Origin of the sequence: Sutcliffiella horikoshii (genome assembly GCF_019931755.1) — a bacterium.
Lineage (GTDB): Bacteria > Bacillota > Bacilli > Bacillales > Bacillaceae_I > Sutcliffiella_A > Sutcliffiella_A horikoshii_E.
The window spans coordinates 1,023,706-1,046,026 of sequence record NZ_CP082918.1 but is presented as its reverse complement, the minus strand read 5'-3'; the positions used below and the strand labels follow the sequence as shown (position 1 = coordinate 1,046,026).

General features: G+C 42.0%; 19 protein-coding genes. 3 read left to right on the top strand and 16 right to left on the bottom strand.

Annotation, left to right across the window (positions count from 1 at the left end; genetic code table 11):
• Window positions 1-28 precede the first annotated feature (28 nt).
• Entirely contained in the window at window positions 29-208 is a 180-nt protein-coding gene (locus K7887_RS05440; RefSeq protein WP_010198417.1) for a hypothetical protein, read from the top strand.
• 81 nt (window positions 209-289) lie between these two features.
• Complete coding sequence (locus tag K7887_RS05435) at window positions 290-1,183, top strand: GNAT family N-acetyltransferase (protein WP_223492536.1); 894 nt, start codon at window positions 290-292, stop codon at window positions 1,181-1,183.
• Between the two features lie 12 nt (window positions 1,184-1,195).
• Here K7887_RS05435 and K7887_RS05430 read toward each other — a convergent pair whose 3' ends face one another.
• From K7887_RS05430 to K7887_RS05405, 6 genes are all read right to left on the bottom strand, one after another.
• Window positions 1,196-2,197, bottom strand: coding sequence for a DUF3231 family protein (locus tag K7887_RS05430; RefSeq protein ID WP_223492535.1), 1,002 nt, complete (start codon window positions 2,195-2,197; stop codon window positions 1,196-1,198).
• A gap of 96 nt (window positions 2,198-2,293) precedes the next feature.
• A complete protein-coding gene (locus tag K7887_RS05425; protein WP_223492534.1) occupies window positions 2,294-3,145 on the bottom strand; it encodes a VOC family protein in 852 nt (283 codons plus the stop codon).
• Between the two features lie 144 nt (window positions 3,146-3,289).
• A complete protein-coding gene (locus K7887_RS05420) occupies window positions 3,290-3,799 on the bottom strand; it encodes a DinB family protein (protein WP_223492533.1) in 510 nt (169 codons plus the stop codon).
• Between the two features lie 26 nt (window positions 3,800-3,825).
• Window positions 3,826-4,230 carry a DUF1761 domain-containing protein gene (locus K7887_RS05415; RefSeq protein WP_223493584.1) on the bottom strand — a complete coding sequence of 135 codons (405 nt, stop codon included), beginning with the start codon at window positions 4,228-4,230 and terminating at the stop codon, window positions 3,826-3,828.
• Window positions 4,231-4,304: 74 nt separating this feature from the next.
• On the bottom strand, window positions 4,305-5,102 hold the full coding sequence (locus K7887_RS05410) for an AraC family transcriptional regulator (protein ID WP_223492532.1): 798 nt from the start codon (window positions 5,100-5,102) through the stop codon (window positions 4,305-4,307).
• 553 nt (window positions 5,103-5,655) lie between these two features.
• Window positions 5,656-7,077, bottom strand: a complete 1,422-nt coding sequence (locus K7887_RS05405; protein ID WP_223492531.1) for an alanine/glycine:cation symporter family protein — start codon at window positions 7,075-7,077, stop codon at window positions 5,656-5,658.
• Between the two features lie 355 nt (window positions 7,078-7,432).
• On the opposite strand from K7887_RS05405, the gene K7887_RS05400 reads away from it, so the two are divergent.
• Entirely contained in the window at window positions 7,433-7,615 is a 183-nt protein-coding gene (locus K7887_RS05400) for a hypothetical protein (RefSeq protein ID WP_010198405.1), read from the top strand.
• A 207-nt stretch (window positions 7,616-7,822) separates the two neighbouring features.
• Here the strand turns inward: K7887_RS05400 and K7887_RS05395 are convergent, their stop codons facing one another.
• The 10 genes from K7887_RS05395 to K7887_RS05350 form a co-directional block, all read right to left on the bottom strand.
• Entirely contained in the window at window positions 7,823-9,886 is a 2,064-nt protein-coding gene (locus tag K7887_RS05395; protein WP_223492530.1) for a sigma-54 interaction domain-containing protein, read from the bottom strand.
• Window positions 9,887-9,958: 72 nt separating this feature from the next.
• On the bottom strand, window positions 9,959-11,128 hold the full coding sequence (gene iadA / locus K7887_RS05390; protein WP_223492529.1) for a beta-aspartyl-peptidase: 1,170 nt from the start codon (window positions 11,126-11,128) through the stop codon (window positions 9,959-9,961).
• 27 nt (window positions 11,129-11,155) lie between these two features.
• On the bottom strand, window positions 11,156-13,537 hold the full coding sequence (locus tag K7887_RS05385) for a cyanophycinase (RefSeq protein WP_223492528.1): 2,382 nt from the start codon (window positions 13,535-13,537) through the stop codon (window positions 11,156-11,158).
• Entirely contained in the window at window positions 13,510-14,529 is a 1,020-nt protein-coding gene (locus tag K7887_RS05380) for an ABC transporter ATP-binding protein (RefSeq protein WP_223492527.1), read from the bottom strand. The genes K7887_RS05385 and K7887_RS05380 overlap by 28 nt, the downstream gene beginning before the upstream one ends.
• Window positions 14,526-15,509 carry an ABC transporter ATP-binding protein gene (locus K7887_RS05375; protein ID WP_223492526.1) on the bottom strand — a complete coding sequence of 328 codons (984 nt, stop codon included), beginning with the start codon at window positions 15,507-15,509 and terminating at the stop codon, window positions 14,526-14,528. Before K7887_RS05375 ends, K7887_RS05380 begins: the two co-directional genes overlap by 4 nt.
• A 15-nt stretch (window positions 15,510-15,524) precedes the next feature.
• Window positions 15,525-17,084 carry an ABC transporter permease subunit gene (locus K7887_RS05370; RefSeq protein WP_223492525.1) on the bottom strand — a complete coding sequence of 520 codons (1,560 nt, stop codon included), beginning with the start codon at window positions 17,082-17,084 and terminating at the stop codon, window positions 15,525-15,527.
• A 21-nt stretch (window positions 17,085-17,105) separates the two neighbouring features.
• Window positions 17,106-18,029 (bottom strand): nickel ABC transporter permease, encoded by a 924-nt coding sequence (nikB, locus tag K7887_RS05365; RefSeq protein WP_223492524.1) that lies wholly within the window; start codon window positions 18,027-18,029, stop codon window positions 17,106-17,108.
• Between the two features lie 66 nt (window positions 18,030-18,095).
• Window positions 18,096-19,730 (bottom strand): glutathione ABC transporter substrate-binding protein, encoded by a 1,635-nt coding sequence (locus tag K7887_RS05360; RefSeq protein WP_223492523.1) that lies wholly within the window; start codon window positions 19,728-19,730, stop codon window positions 18,096-18,098.
• A gap of 547 nt (window positions 19,731-20,277) precedes the next feature.
• Window positions 20,278-21,291, bottom strand: coding sequence for an ABC transporter ATP-binding protein (locus K7887_RS05355; RefSeq protein ID WP_223492522.1), 1,014 nt, complete (start codon window positions 21,289-21,291; stop codon window positions 20,278-20,280).
• The gene (locus K7887_RS05350; protein ID WP_223492521.1) at window positions 21,284-22,306 is read right to left on the bottom strand and encodes an ABC transporter ATP-binding protein; all 1,023 of its coding nucleotides are present in this window, start codon (window positions 22,304-22,306) and stop codon (window positions 21,284-21,286) included. Before K7887_RS05350 ends, K7887_RS05355 begins: the two co-directional genes overlap by 8 nt.
• Window positions 22,307-22,321: the final 15 nt, after the last annotated feature.

Here is a 22,321-nt window from a genome sequence, read left to right as displayed (position 1 = left end):
TGTTAGCAAAGGGAAAGGAGGGTGTTATATGGAAAGAATTATTCTGTTTTTCGCTGCCATGCTAGCAGGTTTTGCGCTTCTTAGAGTACCAATGACTGGAACGTTTGCTGCTCTTGAGCCGATTACTACTATTCTTGGCGTCGTGACTGTTCTAGTATTCTCACTTGCCTTAATCTATAGAGGGGTACGAAACCTCATAAATCGTTAATTTTTTGTGTTATAATTTTAAATAATCAAACAAGTCCCAGAGGAGTGCACACTCTGGGATTTTTTAATTGGGAGTGGTGGAATGAAAGAACCTGTAATCTCTTGTCCTTCCAGTGATTTAATGGAAGAAGTGGCAACTTTTATCGCAAAACTCAATGGTCAGCCAAGTAGTCATATCGGATATTGTGGCAAACAACAACAGGAAATCTTAAGCTACTTGCAAAATGAACTTACAGATGTACCGTTTGAAAAAGCCTTCGTTTTAGCCTATAAGGAAGATACATTGGTTGGGGTAGCTGGATTTGATGCTGATTTTGAGCAAAAGTCTGCAGAAGTATGGGGGCCGTTTATAGAAGCTAATCACCAAGATCAAGCAATATGTTTAGTCAAGGAAATGCTGCAACTTCTCCCTTCAGAGGTGGAAAAACTTTGCATGTTCCCTAACAAGGAGAATGAAACAGCAGTCATAACCGCAGCTAATTTCAACTTCTCAAAACAAAGCGAACAAGCTATTTTGATTATGAGACGAAACGACTTTTCTGCCTCACAAGCATCTAAGCTACCCTTCCTCACAGAGCAATCCAACAGTGAGATGATCCGCCTGCACAACCTGGCCTTTCCTGATACATACTATAATGGAGAACAAATTATAAACCGGATTAATGAACACCGGAAAGTATTTTATTATATGAGAGAAAACAAATTTGCAGGGTACATTTATGTAGAAGTAGAACCTGAATTTTCGGAAGCCAGCATCGAGTTTTTTGCAGTGGATGTGCGTTTTCGGGGACAAAGCATCGGTACAGAACTTTTAAAAGGGGCGGTTTCTTGGATCTTTTCATTCAAAGAAATCGACGAACTCAGGCTATGTGTAAATTCAACCAATAACCAAGCAATACGGCTATATCAGAAGGCTGGTTTTAAGCTTGCTGATGAGCTATATTTTTTCCAGAAGGAGCTGAAGGTCCCAGTATGACCTTCAGCCTCTTTATTCTTGCAGCTTTTCTCGGTCCACTGATTGCGGAGGCTGTTCCATCCAGCCGCGTCTTATCAGCATCTCCAGTCCGTCCTCCCCATATTTGGCTACATCCAACATAATGGTGGAATAGTGCATGGCAAGGTCTTTCCTCATCGCAGTGGACATGGCATATGCAAGCAAGTATAATCCAGCTGAACTTGTGGTCGTGATCAAAAACAAGATCAACCTATCAGAGAACGGAGACACGGTAGAATCTGTTACCTCAAGACTAACAGGAACATTTCCTAAATGATCCTCATCTTTCAGAACTTTATTGAAGACTTCCACCTGTTTTTGCGCAAGTTTCTTCCCTTCTTTTAAATATTCCTTGATCTCCCGGTCCCTCATGACTTGAATTAGTCCCAATAACATGACCATCCCAATATAGTTACGCTCAATCACATAAAATATTTCTCCAAGTTCCATCACATTCAGGGGCCTTTTGTCACCAAACCAAGAACCAAGGATTGTCTGCTGCTCTTTAATGTATGTAACATTTTTCGGATAGGGGACTTTGGGTGGTCTGTCATATATCCCTTTCGCAAGCATCAAATCAAGTGCATTCCTGTAATGTTTGGTTGAAGTTTTTAAACATTCGCTGAAAAAGGCAACCACATCGCCTCTTGCTATCTTTGTCAAAACCGAAGCATAATAGGGTACTGTCATCTGCCCGACCCTATAGGCAAAACTTAGTGCAAAGAGATCTGTATATAAGGGAGGAGCTTCCAGATTGACATCTTTATCGGAAAATCCATCTGGCACCGGAAAGCCTTCCTTCAAAAAAATCTTTTCAATTTCTTCATTGTATCTTTCTTCTAAGTACAATGACTCCTTAACAATCCGCTCAATCTCCGAGTCTTCCAACTGTTGAAGAAAGTGCTTATAAAAGCAAATCGTTGCACTGTTCTGTATGTATGTTGTCCATAATGCCGCAATCTCCGGCGTTGTCAGCTGTATGTTATGTTCCTTCATAGAAAACTCCCATTATACGCGTAGTTAATCATAAGATGTGTTCTGCTTCCAAAATTTATACGACATAGAAAAAAACAGACTCTTTTAGAAGTCTGTTTAAACGAGTTTTATCTTATTGCCTGAAGGATCCTTTGCTAAATATTCGCTATCAGATACCTCAACTTTATAGCCTAATGACTTTAGCCTATCAACTGCAGCCAGCTTCTTTTCTTCACTTGAATACACCAATGAGAACCATACAAGACCTACGGAATTCCCTTCAGGTGCAGGTGCTCCAACTCCATTCCATGTATTCAGCCCGATATGATGATGATAACGTTCCGTTGAAATGAACAAAACTTGGGCCCCATAGCGAGTGACAACTTCAAACCCGAGCCCTTCTGTATAAAACTGCTCGGTATCTTTTAGTTCAGAAACGTGAAGGTGTATATGTCCCATGACTGTTTCATGAGGTAGACCATCCCATTTGGTATCTTGACCCTCTTTTAACAAGCCTTCCACATCAAGTGCTATCGATGCCATCTCCACTTCTGATCCATTCCAATTCCATTCCTCAGCCGGACGGTCCCTATAAATTTCAATCCCGTTTCCATCTGGATCCGCCAAATACAATGCCTCACTTACAAGGTGATCTGAAGCCCCTTGGAGACGGACACCCTTGGCGATAAAATGATGCATGATGCTACCAAGATCTGCTCGTGATGGCAAGAGAAGAGCAAAATGATAAAGACCGGTCGTGCGTTGCTGTTTCGGTTTAATATCCTTTGGTTGAACTATAGTCAACAATGGCGACTGGCCAGTTGCCGAGAATACCGCTTGGGATTCTGTTTGCTTTAATAGTTGAAAACCAATTATTGTTGTATAAAACTCAATGGAACGTTGAAGATTTTCTACCTTTATCATGACATCCTGCACATAAGTGGTAGGACTTCGATGGAAGTGGTTCATATATAGGTGCCTCCTTAATTACTTTAAATTAAAATATCTTGAATTAAAGATATTTTATCACACTTATTTCTAGATTGATACCATTACTGAGAAAAAATTAGAATAAGGTGTGACTATATTAGCCACACCAATTTTAACATTCTTTTATACAAGCTGATTTTCTTCTGTCACTTTACTCCAAAGGTCCTTTGTCCCGACTGCCCGCTTGATTGTATTAATTGTACCTTGATGCAACCCCTCATGCCATATGGCAAAGCTCAGCAGCTCACCAAGTGTTGTAAGCTCATAATCTCCCAATTTGAATGGCTTTTGTATTCTTTCTTCCAGCTTTCCTGCAAAGTCTCTTTGAATACGAATAGGCTGTTCCACTAAATAGTTCCTAATTTCTTTCAAGGTAGGAGGCTCTACCTTCCATTGATGAGGGCTTGACCCTATTGCAAACATGTCAACATAATCCTTTGGTGCATTGTGTTCCTCTCCAATGAATGGATAGAGCAAAGTATCTTGTGAAACGAAAATATGTCCCAAATTCCATCTGATTGAGTTTTTCACATTTCCCGGCATCTCATCTGCAAGTTTTTCCGTAGTGGCATCAAGAGCCGCAATGGTTCTCTTTCGGACAAACTGCATTTGCTTAAATAACACTTCTTCCATCTTTTCATCCCCATTTCAATAATTATTCATGACCATGTTCCAAGAATCCATCCCATCAATGTAAAAGTTACGATATGATATCCTGCATCAATTAAAAACAGTTTCAACGGTTTGCGCTCAAAAAGATACGTGATACCCAAAGCTGCCGAAACGTAAAAAGCACCTGCCATAAAACCAGCAAACAATCCAAAACTACCGGTGCTTTCTGGGCCGATAAACATGGCTAATGAAAAAGAAATGATAATTGCCAAAACAAACGCACCGCCAAACACTCTACCTGCTGACTTTTTTAATTCGTCTTCTGTAAACTTATGTATCTCCATCCAAGCCTTTCCGAAAAGAACGGAATACCAAAGCCCGCCAATAAGAAAAGCTGATAGAGCCGAAATCAGCACAGCCCAGTAGTTGATGCCCTCCAAAATACTTTGCATCTCCACATCACTCACCTCCCTACCCACTTATGATAGAAGAATGGAGTATTTAAGGATTGTAAAAAACGGACATTCTATAAAAAATTGTTAGACTCTACTGCTCTCTTCTTATATTCTTCTGGAGTCATTCCCGAAAACCTTTTAAATTCTTTAATAAAATGTGATTGATCATAGAATCCCAGGTCAATTAGCGCCTTGAAATCCTCCTCATCTTTTTGTGAATAGAGATAGCTGAACGACTTTTCAAATCGGAATATCCTTGCCAGCAATTTAGGAGTGACTCCCATATGATCATGGCAGATCCTCCCCAAATGGCGTTGCGAAATACCCATCCTGTCCGCAAGTTGAGAGATCGGTTGTTCTGGCAGGACATTAAGCTGTCGCGTTATCTCACTCATCAGTTTAAACTGTTTTACTTTATCATTATCCAAATTCCTTACTAAAAACAGGTCTAGAATAGAGAATACCTCTCCCGTAGAGTTGGCTTGAGAGATACTTTCATACAGCTGTTCATACAATTTTCCTGTAACATCTATTAATGGCTCCACCACGTTTACCGTCTCGTTAACAGGAATGCGTAAAAAAGGAAAAAGACCGTATGTATGAAACCTTATCCCGAATAGGTTCGACTTTCCCTTATATGAAATATGTAAAGGTTCATGCTGTATACCAGATAACCATGCCTGGTGGACTTTATTGGTTTGGCGGTTTACCACGGTGTAGTTTCCATCTAAGGCAAATATCATTTCTATTTTTCCATTGGGGAGAATGGTTTCACTCTTAGGAGTTGGTCCTGCATCCAATTGAACCTGCCAATAAGACTCCACCCATGGAGCTAAAACAGGGTTAGGTTTCCTAGATTGATAGAGCATTTACGTTCACCTTCTTATTGAAATAAATCTGATAACTTTAAATTAATATAAGTATATCATGAGTTTTAAGGTCGCTTGTTCGTATAGATGAAGGCTTCTCTTGTTTTATTTCCTTGTCACTGAGGTCTTCATCATGGGGATGACGACTTCTCTACTCCTTTTTCCTTGTCAATGAGGTCTTCATAACAGGGATGAGGACTTCTCTTCTCCTTTTTCCTCGTCACTGAGGTCTTCATAACAGGGATGAGGACTTCTCTACTCCTTTTTCCTCGTCACTGAGGTCTTCATACTGACCATGAGGACCTCCCTCCTCCTTTTTCCTTGTCACTGAGGTCTTCATACCGGCGATGAGGACCTCCTTCCTCCTTTTTCCTTGTCACGGAGGTCTTCATCACGGCGATGAGGACTTCTCTTCTCCTTTTCCTCGTCGCAGAGGTCTTCATCACGGCGATGAAGAATTAGCATGAAGACTTTTCCACAATTAATAATTTCCTAAACAAGAAAAAAGCCACAGGATCACCTAGATCCCGCAGCTACATGTAACATATTCCTTTTACGCACCTTTTTCTTCAACATTTCCGGGCTCATCTTCCCAGCACTCTGTATTCTCTAACCCCTTAATATTACTCGCATAGAATACAGGATCTTTGCCTTCTTTACGCTGCTTCAAATAATCCTTCAAAACAGCAAGAGCAATTTTCCCGATAAACGCCAATGCTACAAGGTTGGTGATAGCCATCAATGCCATGAATAAATCCGCCATGTTCCAAACCATGCTCAAGCTTGCAACAGAACCAAAGACCGTCATTCCAAGGACCGCAAAGCGGAAAATCATGATGGCTGTTTTGCTTTCTTTGATAAATTCAATATTGGATTCTCCATAATAATAGTTTCCAATAATCGAACTAAAGCAGAATAACAAAATGGCGATAGCGATAAAAATACTTGCCCAAGGTCCAACATGTTCAGCTAGTGCCACTTGAGTCAATTGAATACCTTCCATCTCTTCCCCGCCAGGAATCCCTGCAAGCAGAATGATGAAGGCTGTTGCACTACAAATTAAGATAGTATCAACAAATACCCCAAGGGTTTGGATGAAACCTTGTTTGGCAGGATGACTTACGTCAGCAGTTGCCGCTGCAACCGGAGCACTACCCATACCTGCTTCATTGGAGAACAGGCCGCGTTTTACACCATTCATGATGGCAGCACCGATCCCACCGGCTACCGCTTCGTTCAGTCCAAAGGCACTTGAAACGATGACACCAATCAGTCCTGGAATTTCTCCAATGTTAATTGCGATGACATATAGCGCCAGCAATAAATAAGAAACAGCCATAACCGGTACAACGACTTGTGATACCTTGGCAATTCTTTTTACTCCTCCAAAGATAACCATCGCTACAATTGCTGTTAGAACTAATCCGAGCACTAATCGATTCACTCCAAAGGCTTCGTTAAATGCAACGGTAATAGTGTTCGCTTGGACAGATGTAAATGCCAACCCGAAGCAAAAAGTGATCAAGACAGCGAATAGAACTCCCATCCAACGTGCTCCCATTGCCTTTTGCATATAATAGGCAGGACCACCTTTAAAGCCGCTCTTGTCCTTAACTTTATAAACCTGTGCAAGTGTACTCTCAATAAAGCTTAGGGATGCACCAAATAGGGCAACCACCCACATCCAAAATACTGCACCAGGTCCCCCAAGCGAGATGGCAATCGCCACACCAGCAAGGTTACCTGTTCCTATTCTAGTTGCCGCACTGATACAGAATGCTCCAAAAGATGAAACTCTCTTTTTGGCTTCATTTGAAGTTGGGCTCTCTTTTAATAACCGAAGCATCTCACCCAACTGTGTAAACTGAACAAATTTTGATTTCAAAGAAAAATAGATTCCAAGGCCAACCAATAGTGCAATTAAAACATATGACCAAAGAATTTCATTACTCCATTCAATAATTGTGTCTATCATGCTGTTCACACCTTTTCTGTAGTAGTCGATACACTCGTAATATTGGTAACGCTTCCAATATTTGTTTCCAATAAAAATATTTAATAGAAAAGCTTTAAAGTTTTCCTATTAAATACTTTTATTACTGATACTGTTGTTATTACAGACCAGTTAGTTAAATCCACAAGTGTTATATAATACTTTTATAACTTTATCACTATACTAAGATAGTTTCAACAATAATTATTGAATTAAATACATTCTCTATTTTCAAAATATAATTCTTTCTATAGAAACCCAGTAAATTCTTATTACCTTTCTATGCAGAAATGGTTTATACTAAATTTACTAATATGGACCATTAGGAGGAAGCTATATGACAGAAAGCAATGAACCAAAGAAGATCAGTCTGCAAGAAGCGATGAAAAAGCAATTGGAAAACAAAAAGAAGCAGGCAGCAGGCGGTAAAGGCAACTTCAACGGAGCACAAGGAACACAAAAAATGAAAAGCCAGCAAACGAAAAAACCAAGCAACACCAGAAGAAAGATGGGCGTCTAAAGCAGATTGAGTACTATGAACCCTCAGTTGATTGGAGTGGAAGGCGCGTAGACGCCCGCGGGAGGAAGGGACAGGTGAGACCCCGCAACGAAGTGAGGAGGCTCACGGACCGCCCGCAGGCAAGCGAAGCGCCTGGAACGGAGATCAACCGTTTTATATGCTTTCTTATCTTGAATAAAAAGGCAGTAAGTGGATAAATGATTCCACTTACTGTCTCTTTTTCATATGGAAGGTTTTTTCCCCGAATACAGTCAGCTTCGTCCCTTGTCTCCCCCTCTTTTTCTCAATCAACCCCATCTTTTCTAATGTTTCAAGTCTAGACCGTACTTGCTGTTCAGTTAAAAATCTCCCACCACTTCTTGTTGCTTCCGATATTTTCACCCGGCTCACCGTTTCTCCAGTCCTTTGCAACTGATAGATGATTTCTACAATGTTGCTCAATTCTTCATTCAAATCTTGTTGAATGTGTGGAAGTTCAGCAGACTCCACAGTAGTGGCTACTTCCTTCATGCTCTTTCTTGCCTGCTGGAAAAAACCTTCATTCGGTATATCTTCTACCTTGATCGTATTCTCTTCACACACCGCGAGCATATAATCGAGGGTATTCTTTAGTTCACGGATATTTCCGTACCAGTCATATTCTTTTAGTCTCTCCAATACTTCAACTTCCAAATTAATTGATGGTTGATCGCTTTGTTGAATGAAGTGATGAATGAGGTGCGCAATGTCTTCCTTTCGTTTCCGTAGAGCAGGAAGCTGTAAGAACAAGACTTTTAGACGATGGTATAAGTCTTCCCTGAATTTCCCCTCTTCCATTAAGGAAAGCAAATCCTTGTTTGTGGCCGCTACGACTCGAACATCTATAGGAATGATTTTGTTTCCGCCTATGCGGAGCAGCTCTTTTTCCTGAAGAACACGAAGCAATCTTGCTTGGACCTTCAAGCTGATATCTCCTATTTCATCTAAAAAAATGGTGCCGCCATTTGCCTGTTCAAAAAGACCCTTTCTTCCGCCTTTTTTCGCTCCAGAAAATGCACCTTCTTCATATCCAAAAAGTTCGCTTTCCACAAGATCTTCTGGAAGGGCACTGAAATTGACAGCCAGAAATGGTCCATTGCTACGAGGAGAAGCATTGTGGATGGAGCTGGCAAACAATTCCTTCCCTGTACCGCTCTCCCCTTGTATGAGGATAGTAAGTTCTGTTTTGGCAAGCTTGCGGGCAATTTCCTTCGTACTCAATAATTCTGGATGGCTGCCTACTATATCTTCAAAATGATACTTTCCGTAGAACCCTTTTTTCACTAATTCTCTTTTCAGTTGTTTTTCCATTTCGATTGTTTCACTTGCATCTTTAAAAGTGACGACTACAGTCCCTTGAGGATCTATCATGAAACGGTGGACCATAAAGTTCATAGAACTGATGGTAAAATATCCGTCCGCTTCTTCCTCTCGTTTGTTCATAATGAAATCATACAAATCACGATCAGAAACTACATCGCGAACATGTCGGTCGATTGCTTTTTTCATTGGAATTCGCAGGAAACGCTCCATTATTTCATTAAAGACTGTAATTCTGCCCAACTGATTAATGGCCAAAATTCCATCATTCACCCCGTTTACCACCTTTTTCAGGTGATCACTGATTTTATTTGCTTCCTGGTTAGCGTCTCCTAGTCTTTTGCTCAATCTTGTAATCGTACTTATGTACTTACTAGATACCTGATCCTGCTTTTCCTCTAGAAGACCTAATCTATTTAATATCGTAATGATGGTAGTTATATCGATGAGCCTCGGACCTATATTGATAACTTCTTCTACATAAGGAGGGACAAGGTCCAGTTCGCCTGGCGTGATCGCTATCTTAATTTGTTCTTCTTCCTTTTTTCCTGGAAAATACGGAATTAATTGAAGATGATTAATTCCCAAAATTTCGAAGGAGGAGATCGCTTCCTGGACCGTTTCAGGAAAATCATTCACATAAAGGACTTTCTCGCCTCTTGCGACACTGTATATTTTGTCAATATTAAGAAAGTTAACAATACGCCTCGCTACTAATACAGTACAATTGTCCCCGATGTAATCTTTGGCTTCGTCCTCTATTAAATGGGAGGATAGAATGATCAGTTGATTGTGTACTTTTGTTACTTTATGAGCATCAACGGAATAACTGCGAATTCGGATAAAATCACCGATAATTTCGTTCAATTGGTTATCAAGCGTTTTTCTCGTTTCCTCAGACCCGGCCAACAGCGTCAGTTCCTTTGTTTTCATTTCCGAACTCACACCTCCATCTATAGAAAAACACTGTCCTTTTCAGCAACAGTGTTTTTCTACTATTATAACTTACTCGAATGTTCCTTTTACAAGCAGTTTTTTATTCCACATCATTTTTTGACCAAGCGCGATGACAGAATCAATTTCATAGGACGTGGCATTCAGTATAACTAGATCAGCGTCCTTTCCTGCTTCAAGCGTTCCTTTGGAAGCTAAGCGCAATACTTTAGCAGGGTTTTCTGTAATCACCTTCAATGCATCCGCGGGCAGTACCCCTTCTTCCAAGATGGCATCTTTCACTTCTTTGAATAAGGACGTGACCCTTCCTAATTGCAAACCGATGAACTCCCCATTTTCATCAAACTCCGGCAAGCTTGCCTGGCCGTCTGAAGAGAATGTAATCTGTTCGATTGGTACCCCTTGATCGAGCATTTCCTTTAAGCCAACACTGCATTTCGTTTCGCCCTGTTCAAGAAACTTGGCAATACTTGAAGTGGTAAAGTCCACATAGCCGCCTTTTTTTGCATGTTCTATTCCAGCCGCAAACAACTCCCTGTTTCGATTGATATGTGTCGGTAAAAATTGACGGATTGGAATATCTGTTTTTTCGATGACTTCTTCTAAAATCGATAGTTTGCTAACACTGTCGCCTAAATGTATGTTCACAATTCCTGCTTTTCCAGAAAGCATCCCACCGACCCGTGCAGCAGCAGCGATTTTGGCAATCTCTTCATAATTTGGTTGGGAAGAGCGGTGGTCGGCAATCGCTATCTCCCCGACCCCGATAATTTCTTCTATTAATATTAAGTCATCTTCAATCATTCCCGTTAGTGTTTTTACTGGAACCTGGTAGGAACCTGTGTGAACATAACAACTGATGCCTTCTTCTTTTAACGCTTTAGCTTTTGCTACAAGACTTGTCATTGTACGAGTAGTGCCGTCTGTTCCAATGACACCAACCAGGGTCGTGATTCCACCTTTTACGGCATCTGATAACACAAGCTCAGGGGTGCGGGTCCGATAGCTTCCTTCTCCTCCGCCGCCCATGATGTGGACATGATTATCAATGAATCCTGGCACGATAAGTTGACCTGTTACATCGAGCACTTCTATATGCGCCGAGTCTTCAAAATGTATGCTATCCTCTATTGCCGCAATTCTTTTATCGACAATCAGTATGTCTTTTTTTCCTAAATATTCAGGACTGTATACGGTCCCGTTTTTCAATAACTTAATCATGTAAGAAGTCTCCTTCAGTTTTTCATCCTATTCCACCCAAAGTGATAATCTAATATTTGTGACCGTCCCTTTTTTATAAGATGCTAAAGAATCCGGAATATAATCCTCATCACTTTGGTAGTATTTTGAAACATCATCCTTTGCCCATTGTATCGCAAAAACCGGGTCAGATGCATTACCTTTTACAGTGGTCACCTGTTCCGTTTCTGAACTCTTAGCAAAAGAAAGCAGGGATTTGGTAGATTCATATTCTCCGCCGAATAGATTAGAGCTTTCGTAAAGTGGGTCTTCACTTCGATCCACTTCTTGTTTATTTGCAGCAGGGATGACTTCTTTTGTGACTAGATTGAAGGTATCTCCTTCCGTCAAGTAATGCACCATAACATCATCTACTTCAAACCCTGGAGCTGCACCTTTTTCATTGAAGGTTGCGCCACTCGCATCGAGAATCCACACACCGTTTTCTCCTACTACTTCCCCTATATCTCCTTTTATTTCAAGAGCAGTCCCCTCATCCAAGCCCACTCCTACTTCATGACCTGTATCTCGCATAGCGACAAGCAAGCGGCCAAGCCTTCCACGCATATCAAAGTGCGTATCGGTTAGGATGTTTTCAACAAGGCCAAGTCCTGGAATCTGAAAATTATTGTCTTTAAGGGTTGGATCAAGAAAGCCTGTCAGTGGTACATCAGCGACGGTTTTCACTTCCGTATCATTGATGACTAACGCTTCAAAACTCCTCCCCACGCCAAACATCGGGTTACTCATTACATGTGCACCTGCACTTGTACCAGCTACCACTCCGCCATTATCGTGGACATATTGGACCGCTTCCAATAGAGGAGTCAGTGTTCCATCATCTTCAAGCAATGACCTTGCATGCTTCATTTGATCCCCACCCTGAAGCATTACCGCATGACTGCTTTTCACAAGATTAACGAAATACTCGTCATAAGCGACAAAGTCGAAGGTGTCTATTGCAAGCGGTATATAAACCGGTTCAAAGCCTCTGTCCCTAAACTCTGTTTCAAGAGCCAGATAAGGTCCGTCATCAAGGTGATAATAGTCGTACGCTACGTCTACAGAATCTCTGGAACTATTAAAAATAGCGATTCTCGGGCGCTCGACACCCGCCGCTTCTCGAATTGCATTGAAATATTCATCCGTATCCCCGGTGGCACCTCCAGCCGGTAGCAAGGTTCCGACACCGTCCCCAATAGTTTCCAAAGGTACAGGCATCGTGTTGGTATTGATCATTTTAAGAGATTTACTGGATCCAAGTACTTTTTCTTCACTGACTGCTGTTACATAAGCATAATACAGTTCATTCCCTAATGCGTTCCCCTCAATCGTTTTTTGATTAGGAGCAAAGGACACCGGTTCATTTCCAATCTCATTTAGTGATAGTAATTTCCCTCTATTTTCGCGTTGCAACTCTTCTAGGAACTCTAAATCCCCACCACTAATAAGAGGCTCCACGAGTTTTGTCAGTCCTTTGGAAGAGTAAAACAAGAAATAGTGAGTGACTTTTTCGTCATCTGCTTGTTCAAAAGTCACTGAATAATTCTCAATATCCTTCCCACTGCCAAGCAACTCTAGATTGGTAGGGTAAGGATTAATGCTGATGGTTCGGTCTGCCTCTGTCATCCCCAAGACTCCATTCTCTCCAAGTGTTGCTGCATATGCATGATAATCGCCTACATTTAAAGGCTTTCCAGTGATCACATCTATCTGCCCTGATCGAAAGGTATTTCCCACTCCATCCGCGTAGCTCAGATTGGAAATTTTATAGAGTTTATCCTTATTCTCTCCCTCTTCCTGGGAGGTCAGATGCTGTTCTATTTGTTCTGTTGTCAATCCTGTCATATAGTTCCAAACTTCGTAAAAATCTTTTTTGGAATAGAACATTAAATACGCCTTTACACCCTCCATCACTTCTGCCTTTTGAAAACCCAGCTGATAATCTTCAATGACGGAACCATCTCCGTTTTGAAAAAGCGTAACTTCTTTCAAATCATAATCCTGACCTTTTTCAACAAATAGAGTGTAAGTATCCCTTATCCCCTTAGGAGTCGCAATATCGATTTTTATCCTTTCTTTACTTGAAGGGACCTCTACCTTCACTACTTTGCGATGGTTCACTCTTTCCCCATTTACTGCCACCTTGGCATTAACAGCTACAGGTGTAATCTTCAACAACAGTTCTTCTTCGTTAGTTTTCACCATATATTCTTTTACCTCTGCGCTAAACTCCCCTTCCAGCTGCCCATTATGCACGAGCAACTCTTTCAAATCTGTGTTATGGACATGGGAAGGCTTTGCATACCCGCTTGTTGCAGGAAATATTAAAGCACCACATAGCAAAACAGCCAGCATCTTCGTTAAACGTTTCCACTGCTTTGTGAGCATGAGGATACCTCCATTGTTTTATTTTCCAGCGAATATAAGTGACACGCGACATGGTGACCATCCGAGTGTTCCATTAACTCTGGGCGTTCGGTATGACAATGCGCCATCACTTTCGGACATCTTCCTACAAACGCACAGCCTTTGGGCGGGTCTACCGGAGAAGGCACGTCGCCTTGAAGAATAATTCTTTCCTTCCGCTCCCTCGGGTTGGAAATAGGAATGGCATCAATCAATGATTCCGTATAGGGGTGAAGCCTTTTCTCGAAAATTTTATCCGCTTCTCCAATCTCTACAATTCTGCCTAAATACATCACTGCCACCCGATTACAAAGATGTTGAACAACACTTAAATCGTGAGAGATAAATAGATAAGTCAGCCCAAATCCTTCCTGCAAATCTTTTAATAGATTCAAGATTTGGGCTTGGATGGATACATCAAGAGCCGCGACAGGTTCATCGGCGATAATTAATTTCGGTTTTAAAATAAGTGCCCGGGCAATACCTATCCGTTGCCTTTGACCTCCGGAAAATTCATGCGCATACCGATGAAGGTAGTTTTTATTCAAACCGCATACCTCCATGATATCTTCCATCAGCTTACGTCGTCTGTTTCTCTCCACACCATGTGCTTTTAAGGGCTCAGCCAAAATTTGCTCCACTGTCAGTCGGGGGTTAAGAGATGCATATGGATCTTGAAAAACGAGCTGCATGTCTTTTCTTCTGCTTCGCATCTCCTTTACGGACAGCTCCTGCAAGTTCTCGTCTTGGAAAAGAACTTTACCGTCTGTTGTCTTTAAGAGCTGGGCAACTCCTCTTCCTGTTGTCGATTTCCCGCAACCGGACTCTCCCACCAACCCAAGTGTCTCTCCTTCATTTATCGTAAAAGAAACACCGTCAACTGCTTTGACATAAGAAGCAACTTTTTGCCTTATGCCTTTTTTTATTGGAAAATATATCTTAAGGTCTTTCACTTCTAACAACGGTTTACTCATACAGTCACACTCCTATCTGCATGAAGCCAGCACCTGCAGGAATGGCCTTTTTTCACTTCAAGTAACTCCGGGTCCTCTTCCCTGCACAACGGAATCGTCTTACTGCACCGATCAGCAAAACGGCATCCTTGTGTAATTGTTCCAGCCAACGGAACCTGTCCCGGAATCGATCGGAGCCGATCCCGTTTTTCCCCAAGCTTTGGAATGGACTCTAACAGTCCAATCGTATAAGGATGCTTTGGGTTATTAAACAGAGTATCTACATCTGTCTCCTCCACAATTTCACCTGCATACATGACTATGACCCTGTCACACATTTCCGCAATCACACCAAGGTCATGAGTAATCAGCATGATGGCTGTGTCGGTTTTCTTTTTCAAATCCTTCATTAAATGCAAAATCTGAGCCTGAATGGTTACGTCCAACGCCGTAGTCGGTTCGTCTGCAATCAACAGCTTAGGTTGACAAGCAAGTCCCATGGCAATCATCACACGCTGGCGCATTCCACCTGAAAGTTCAAAGGGATACGCTTCGTAAATTTGCTCTGCACGTGGAATCCCAACAAGTTTCAACATGTCTATTGAACGCTCTCGTGCCGCTTTTTTTGTAATGTCATTATGTAAAAGCAACACTTCGTCCAATTGCTTCCCAATTGTAAAAACAGGGTTAAGGGATGTCATTGGCTCTTGAAAGATCATGGAAATCTCGTTTCCTCTAATTTTCCGCATGTCTCTTTCTTTCTTTTCTAACAGATTTTCACCTTGATAATGGATAGAACCACCTGTTATCTTTCCTGGAGGCGATGGCAAAAGCCTCATGATGGATAGGGACGTGACACTTTTCCCACAACCAGATTCTCCTACAATACCAAGCGTTTCTCCTTTGTGTACGTCAAAGGAAATCCCGTTTACCACCTTCAACTGCTTTCCATCACTCTTGAAGCTAACCTCTAAATCTTTTATTTCAAGCACTTTTTCCATCTATGTTGCCACCTCCTACTCTTTTAACTTCGGATCAAGCGCATCCCGCAATCCATCTCCCAAAATGTTAAAACTCAAAACAGTAATAACAATCGCTAGTCCCGGAAAGAACGTCGGATGAAACACATTTCCGCTGTTGTCCTTAGCTGCACTTAACATAGAACCCCATTCAGGAGCGGTAATGTCTCCGCCTAACCCGAGGAAACTCAAGGCAGCTCCAATCAATATTGCCACCCCAATCCGCATCGTCAAATAAACGATAACCACTGACAATGTTCCAGGAAAAATATGCCTCATGATGATGACGCTATCCTTCACACCGATTGATTGTGCCGCTTCCACATAGGTCATCTCTTTTAACGCAAGCGTACTCCCGCGGACAATCCTGATAAAGATAGGAATGGTAAACACCGCCACTGCAAAAATGATATTCGTGAGTCCCGCACCAAGAAAAGCAATTACCGCAATTGCGAGTAATATCCCAGGGAATGCTAGTAAAATATCAGTAAAACGGGTGATTAAACTATCAATTCTTCCTCCATAATAGCCAGCTATCAAGCCAAATGCTGTTCCAATGACGGCCCCTATGGCAACCGAAACGAAACCGATGATTAGCGTCTCTCTTGTCCCCATGACCACTCTACTGAAGATATCCCGGTTCTGGTGATCTGTTCCAAAGAAATGAGTGGAAGAAGGTGGTTGGTGCTTATAGATGTCTACTAAACTCACTTCTGTCGTTTCAGGTACGATAGAAACCAGCTTAGGAGTAATTTCTTGGACACCTACAGGAAGATGGACGACTGTAGAAACTGTACCCGCTATGACTTGAATCAGCGCGTCCCCTTGCCCATTTAGTGTGACAAGCCCTTCTTGTGAAACTGTTGCCAGCTCCTCATCCAGTGAGAGAAATTCAACTCCCCCATCACTTTCTTCTGAACTTCCAGCTGACACAAAACCGCTGCCTTTATTTTCTCCATCCTTATCTTCTTGTCCATCAAGCAAAAAGGCATCTAGTTCCTCTAATCCGCTGATAGAGGTACCATCGGAAAGAACAGCCTTAAGTTGGACGGTATATCTGTCTCCACTTTGCATGGTTTCATTTGGCTGTTCTGCCTCTATTCGTATAATGCTCGGCTCGATCGCTTCTGTATCGCTTGATACATTTACCCCTACGAGCGACCGGACTCCCTCACTCTCAATGAATGCGTTGGTAACCCCAGAAGTATTTGCTGTGATGGTCACCCCATCTTCCATTCTTCTGATGGAGGCAATTCTTCTATCTTCACTTTCAACCTGCACATTCATTAATTCGGAGCCTGTAATTTTGCTTCCATCACTCAAAACCCCGGTTAGTTCTATACGCTTGCTTGTTAAATTTTCGGAATCAATCCCTTTTTCTTCATATTGCAAGGTAACAGGGCGATATGGATCAAACGGCGCAATCCAAGAACCGAAAACACCAACAAGCACAATGAAGGCTACAATGATAAATGCGACAAAAGCAAACCGCTGTTTGATGAACTTATGAAGAAACACCTTGAAAGGAGAATACGAGGTGTGCATTTTTTTGCTCATAGAATTGTGTCTCCTTTACTATTAATCGTATCTAATCTGAGGGTTTAAAAATCCGTAACTTATATCTACCAATAGATTGACTACCAGAAACTGGAATGAGAACAATAAAATCAGAGCCTGAATGACCGGATAATCCCTGGCTAGAATGGAGTCAACAAGGTATGAACCTAGCCCAGGCCAAGCAAATACTTGTTCCACAACTACCGCTCCACCAATGAGAAATCCAAACTGAAGACCAGTCATGGTCACAACCGGGATGAGCGCGTTTCTTAGCACATGACTCCAAACTACAACCGATTCTTTTTGCCCTTTTGCTCTGGCAGTCCTTACATAATCCTCGCGCATTACCTCTAAAACACTTGACCTTGTAAATCTTACGATGGTAGCCGCTACCCCAAACCCTAGCGTGATGGACGGGAGGAAAATGTGAGCGAATGTTCCACTCCCACTTGTCGGAAACCATCCGAGCTGCACCGCAAATATCTGCATAACCATCAGGCCAAACCAGAATTCAGGCACACTTAGCGCAGTGATCGCAGATACCATTCCAAGTCGGTCCCACACCGTATTTCTTTTGGTAGCGGAAATAATCCCGACAAAAATACCAATAAGGATTGCCCAGAACATCGCAAGCATCGTTAAGGTAAACGTAAAACCAAAACGCCTCATGATTTCAGATGACACTTCCGTTTTGGTTCTGTAAGAGGAACCGAAGTCCCCTTGCACCAATATGTTGTACATATAAGTTCCGTACTGGACTATGAGCGGTTGATCAAACCCTTCCTTCGCCCTCAAAGTTTGGTATGTTTCTTGATCCAACTCCGCTCCGTACATGATGCGTATCGGGTCTCCCGGAGTTAAGTGAACAAATAGGAAAGCAATAATTGTAATGATTAGTAAAATAGGAATCATGCCAATAATTCTTCTGACTGCAAATTGAATCATGCGGTTCACCTCTTCTTATAAAGAGTAGACTCATAGGTTTTTCGGTTCCTATGAGTCCATTTTCTATTATTGTTTTTCTACTAAATTAAGATGTACTCCGCCTGAAGGCAGAACATAGATACCATTGACATCTTTCCCTTTTGCAATGATAGTATCTGGAATATGCAAGAACACCCAAGGAGCATCCTCATAGATCTTCATTTGGATATCGGCATAGATGGATAAAGCCTGGTCCTGATCTGGTGTGCGAAGTGCATCGTCAAACAGACCGTCTAACTCCTCATTAATATAAAAGCCGGAGTTATTGAAGTTAGGAGGCACACGATCAGAAGCAAAGTTTGGTCGGAGTCCATAATCCGCCTCACCTGTTCCTGGTGACCAGCGTCCGATCCAAAGATCCGTTTCCTCGCCAGCATCCAACATTTCAAACAACGTACCGCTTTCAAACGCCTGAACTTCCACATCAATGCCAATCTCTTTTAGTTGAATGGCCACATACTCCGCAACAGAAACGAATTCCGTTGTATTTCTCGTCCACAAAGTGGCTTTGAATCCTTCTTCCATTCCTGCTTCTTTTAATAATTCTTTTGCAAGTTCCTTGTCATGTTCATACACACTTTGCCCTGCATATCCATAAACGGCAGGAGCAATCGCGGAATCGGCCACTTGTGCATACCCATCCGCAATCTGCGCAATAAGCCCATCTTTATCCACAGCATGGTTCATCGCTTGACGAACCTTTAAATCGTTGTATTTCTCTTCTTTAAAATTCATTCCGATATAGAATACGTTTGTAGATGATCCCACATATAAATCAACGTTCTCTTCCTGTTCAAGTTCCTTGGCATTAAGCGTAGGAATCGGGAAGATCACATCCACCTCACCTGTTTTCAGCTTGTTAACACGGGTGCTCGCCTCTACTATCGGCAAGAAGGTGATGCTGTCTACTTTCGGCTCTTCTTGGGTATTCCAATAGTTTTCATTCTTTGTGACAACAATCTGCTCGCTGTCTTTCCACTCTTGGAATCTAAATGGTCCAGTACCGACAGGGTTACGATCAAGATTATAATCAGTGTCATCTTTTTTCTTTTTCAGTTCTTCCGTTGATTTGAAAGATGCCGAAGAATGCGCCATATAAGATGCCATGGCAGAGTTAGGCTCTTCCGATTTAATAGTGATGCTGTATTCATCATTTACTGTTACTTCACTAATAAAAGAGAAAAAGGATGCACGTGCTAAGCCGTTTTCAGCATCGCGAACAAAGTCTAGATTTTCTTTTGCCACTTCGGCATTGAAATCTGTGCCATCATGAAACTTCACTCCCTGTTGGAGGGTGAATGTAATTTCTGTTGCGTCTTCATTAAAGTTGTATTCGGTCGCTAGTACGGGTACAAGATTCATCTTTTCGTCGAATCGCAAGAACCCTTCAAACATGGTGCTTTGAACGGTTGCGGAGTTACCGTCTGTTGAGTTAAATGGATCAAGGGAGGTAGGTTCCGCTTCTATACCGACTGTTAACTCGCCACTGGCTTCTGCTGCTTCTTCTGTATTATTTTCATTTGTGTTTTGGTCTGGTTGAGTATTCGTACTGTTGTTGCTTGTTGTGTTCGAACTACACGCTGCAAGAATTAGTAGACAGATAAGTAATAAATACTGCATCATCCATTTTGCTTTACTCTTTTTTCGTAATTGCCTTTGCATACGGTTGATTCTCCCCTTTTTGAATTATGTTTTTATTCTCGATATTGGTAGATGCAAGAAGCGTGCCAAAAATGAAATATTCTAAAAATTTGTGGTTTAAGTTGGAGTTTGGTGGTTGTTTGGGAGGGGAGAATTCTATTGGTTGCTTTAATCGGGTTTATTCGGGTGTTATTAGGTTGATTGGTTGTTTTTGGGGTGTTTTTGGGGTATTTCATTCAAGCACTATGGTGGTATCCGGATTAACGATTGCGGGCATCATTCAATTCCTATGACACACGAATTTTCACTCCAACTATCATTTCGCATTCCATTCCCCCTCTATGACACGCGAATTTCAACTCCAACCACGTTTGCGTTTTATTCAACCCCTATGACACATGAATTTCAACTTCAACCATCATTTTGCGTTTCATTCAATCCCTATGATTCGCGAATTTCAAATTCTACCATCATTTTGCGTTTCATTCCTTTCAACTTCGCCAATATATACACAAACACAAAAAACCACCCCCAACAACCGCTGAGAGTGGCCTTTCAAAAAAAACTACTAATAATTCGTCTTCAACTGCGAGAAATCAACTGCTCCGTCTTCCACAAGGTGACAAGCAGACTGTTGGTTAACACCTGGGATACCATGTAGCTTTGGCTCTTCCGTGCGGCAACGGTCAAATGCATAAGGACAGCGCGTATGGAAGCGGCATCCAGCAGGCGGGTCGATTGGAGAAGGAACATCACCTTTTAAGATGATACGCTCTTTCTTCTTGCCAAGATCGGTACTAGGAATCGCAGATAATAATGCTTTTGTATATGGATGCTGTGGATTTGCAAAAAGTGCATCCTTATCAGCAACTTCTACAATTTTACCTAAATACATAACAATGATTCTATCAGATATATGACGTACAACCCCAAGGTCATGAGAGATGAAAAGATACGTCAGATTAAATTCACGTTGTAATCTCTTCAGCAGGTTCAATACCTGAGCTTGAATGGATACATCCAAAGCTGATACTGCTTCGTCACAGACAATCAGCTTTGGATCAACAGATAATGCTCGGGCGATACCAATACGCTGACGTTGTCCTCCACTGAATTCATGCGGATGGCGGTCAACCTGGTGAGCACCAATTCCAACCGTCTCAAGCAGTTCCACAATTTTTTTGCGGCGGTCTTTGCGAGGGACAACGTTTTGGATTTCTAATGCTTCCTCTAAAATCTGGCTAACTGTTTGACGAGGGTTCAAGGATGCATAAGGATCTTGGAAAATGATTTGCAGATCCTTACGTTTCTTTCTCATCTGGGACTTGCTCAGGCCAAGTAAGTTTTGGCCTTGGAAGCTTACTTCTCCGGAATATGGATTATCCAGACGGAGGATCGCACGGCCTGTTGTAGATTTACCGCAACCGGATTCTCCAACGATACTGACCGTTTCGCCTTCCTTCACGGAAAAACTGATGTCATCTACCGCTTTAACATGGTTAACCGTTCTTCCGAAGATTCCACCTTTAATAGGAAAGTATTGTTTAAGGTTTTTTACTTCTAATAATGTTTGATTACTCATGGCTAGCAGCAACCTCCTCATCTTCCCACTTATCTGTATAGATCCAGCAACGAACCTGATCGCCGTCTTCTGTTTCCTTCAAGTCCGGCAAACTGCTGCGGCAAATGTCCTTCGCATGCGGACAACGAGGTGCAAAACGGCACCCTTGAGGCAGGTTGAATGGACTTGGCACTGCCCCATCAATAACAGACAGGTCTCCTTCCACATCCTGATCATGCTTTGGAACAGAGTTTAATAAACCAACAGTGTACGGATGTTTAGGGCTTGAGAAGATGGTTTGAACATCTGCATATTCTACCACTTTTCCGCAATACATTACCGCAACCTTGTCACACATCTCCGCAACCACACCAAGGTCATGGGTAATCAGCATTAGCGATGTCCCAAGTTCCTCTTGTAGTTTTTTCATTAGATCCAGAATCTGCGCTTGAATCGTTACATCCAATGCGGTTGTCGGCTCATCCGCAATCAATAGTTCAGGGTTGCAGGCAAGTGCAATCGCGATCATGACACGTTGACGCATACCGCCTGAAAGTTCGAAAGGATATTGTTTTGCACGTTTTTCGGGAGATGGTATACCTACTAAACGAAGCATATCCACCGCTTTCACCCAAGCAGCCTTGCGACCAAGCTTTTGGTGAATACGAACAGATTCCGCAATTTGCTCTCCACAGGTTAGTGTCGGATTCAATGATGTCATCGGTTCTTGGAAAATCATAGATACGTTGTTTCCACGAATTTGCATCATCTGTTTTTTTGTTTTATCTAAAAGGTTCTCACCTTTGAAAATAACTTCTCCACCTACTACTCTACCAACAGGCTCTTGTAGCAACCTTAGAATGGATAGGGAGGTAATACTTTTACCAGATCCAGACTCCCCTACAATACCAAGCGTCTTCCCTTTTTCAATGGAAAAGTCTACACCATCCACGGCTTTTACTTCTCCTTCATCTGTAAAGAAGGAAGTGCGTAACCCTTTTACTTCTAATATTTTATCGTTCTTTGCAGCTGTCATTTTCTTCACCGTCCT

Bases quoted from the DNA above. Each gene is read 5' to 3' on its own strand.
- K7887_RS05440 (WP_010198417.1), top strand. From the start codon at position 29: ATGGAAAGAATTATTCTGTTTTTCGCTGCCATGCTAGCAGGTTTTGCG.
- K7887_RS05435 (WP_223492536.1), top strand. From the start codon at position 290: ATGAAAGAACCTGTAATCTCTTGTCCTTCCAGTGATTTAATGGAAGAA.
- K7887_RS05430 (WP_223492535.1), bottom strand. From the start codon at position 2,197: ATGAAGGAACATAACATACAGCTGACAACGCCGGAGATTGCGGCATTA.
- K7887_RS05425 (WP_223492534.1), bottom strand. From the start codon at position 3,145: ATGAACCACTTCCATCGAAGTCCTACCACTTATGTGCAGGATGTCATG.
- K7887_RS05420 (WP_223492533.1), bottom strand. From the start codon at position 3,799: ATGGAAGAAGTGTTATTTAAGCAAATGCAGTTTGTCCGAAAGAGAACC.
- K7887_RS05415 (WP_223493584.1), bottom strand. From the start codon at position 4,230: ATGCAAAGTATTTTGGAGGGCATCAACTACTGGGCTGTGCTGATTTCG.
- K7887_RS05410 (WP_223492532.1), bottom strand. From the start codon at position 5,102: ATGCTCTATCAATCTAGGAAACCTAACCCTGTTTTAGCTCCATGGGTG.
- K7887_RS05405 (WP_223492531.1), bottom strand. From the start codon at position 7,077: ATGATAGACACAATTATTGAATGGAGTAATGAAATTCTTTGGTCATAT.
- K7887_RS05400 (WP_010198405.1), top strand. From the start codon at position 7,433: ATGACAGAAAGCAATGAACCAAAGAAGATCAGTCTGCAAGAAGCGATG.
- K7887_RS05395 (WP_223492530.1), bottom strand. From the start codon at position 9,886: ATGAAAACAAAGGAACTGACGCTGTTGGCCGGGTCTGAGGAAACGAGA.
- iadA (WP_223492529.1), bottom strand. From the start codon at position 11,128: ATGATTAAGTTATTGAAAAACGGGACCGTATACAGTCCTGAATATTTA.
- K7887_RS05385 (WP_223492528.1), bottom strand. From the start codon at position 13,537: ATGCTCACAAAGCAGTGGAAACGTTTAACGAAGATGCTGGCTGTTTTG.
- K7887_RS05380 (WP_223492527.1), bottom strand. From the start codon at position 14,529: ATGAGTAAACCGTTGTTAGAAGTGAAAGACCTTAAGATATATTTTCCA.
- K7887_RS05375 (WP_223492526.1), bottom strand. From the start codon at position 15,509: ATGGAAAAAGTGCTTGAAATAAAAGATTTAGAGGTTAGCTTCAAGAGT.
- K7887_RS05370 (WP_223492525.1), bottom strand. From the start codon at position 17,084: ATGAGCAAAAAAATGCACACCTCGTATTCTCCTTTCAAGGTGTTTCTT.
- nikB (WP_223492524.1), bottom strand. From the start codon at position 18,029: ATGATTCAATTTGCAGTCAGAAGAATTATTGGCATGATTCCTATTTTA.
- K7887_RS05360 (WP_223492523.1), bottom strand. From the start codon at position 19,730: ATGCAAAGGCAATTACGAAAAAAGAGTAAAGCAAAATGGATGATGCAG.
- K7887_RS05355 (WP_223492522.1), bottom strand. From the start codon at position 21,291: ATGAGTAATCAAACATTATTAGAAGTAAAAAACCTTAAACAATACTTT.
- K7887_RS05350 (WP_223492521.1), bottom strand. From the start codon at position 22,306: ATGACAGCTGCAAAGAACGATAAAATATTAGAAGTAAAAGGGTTACGC.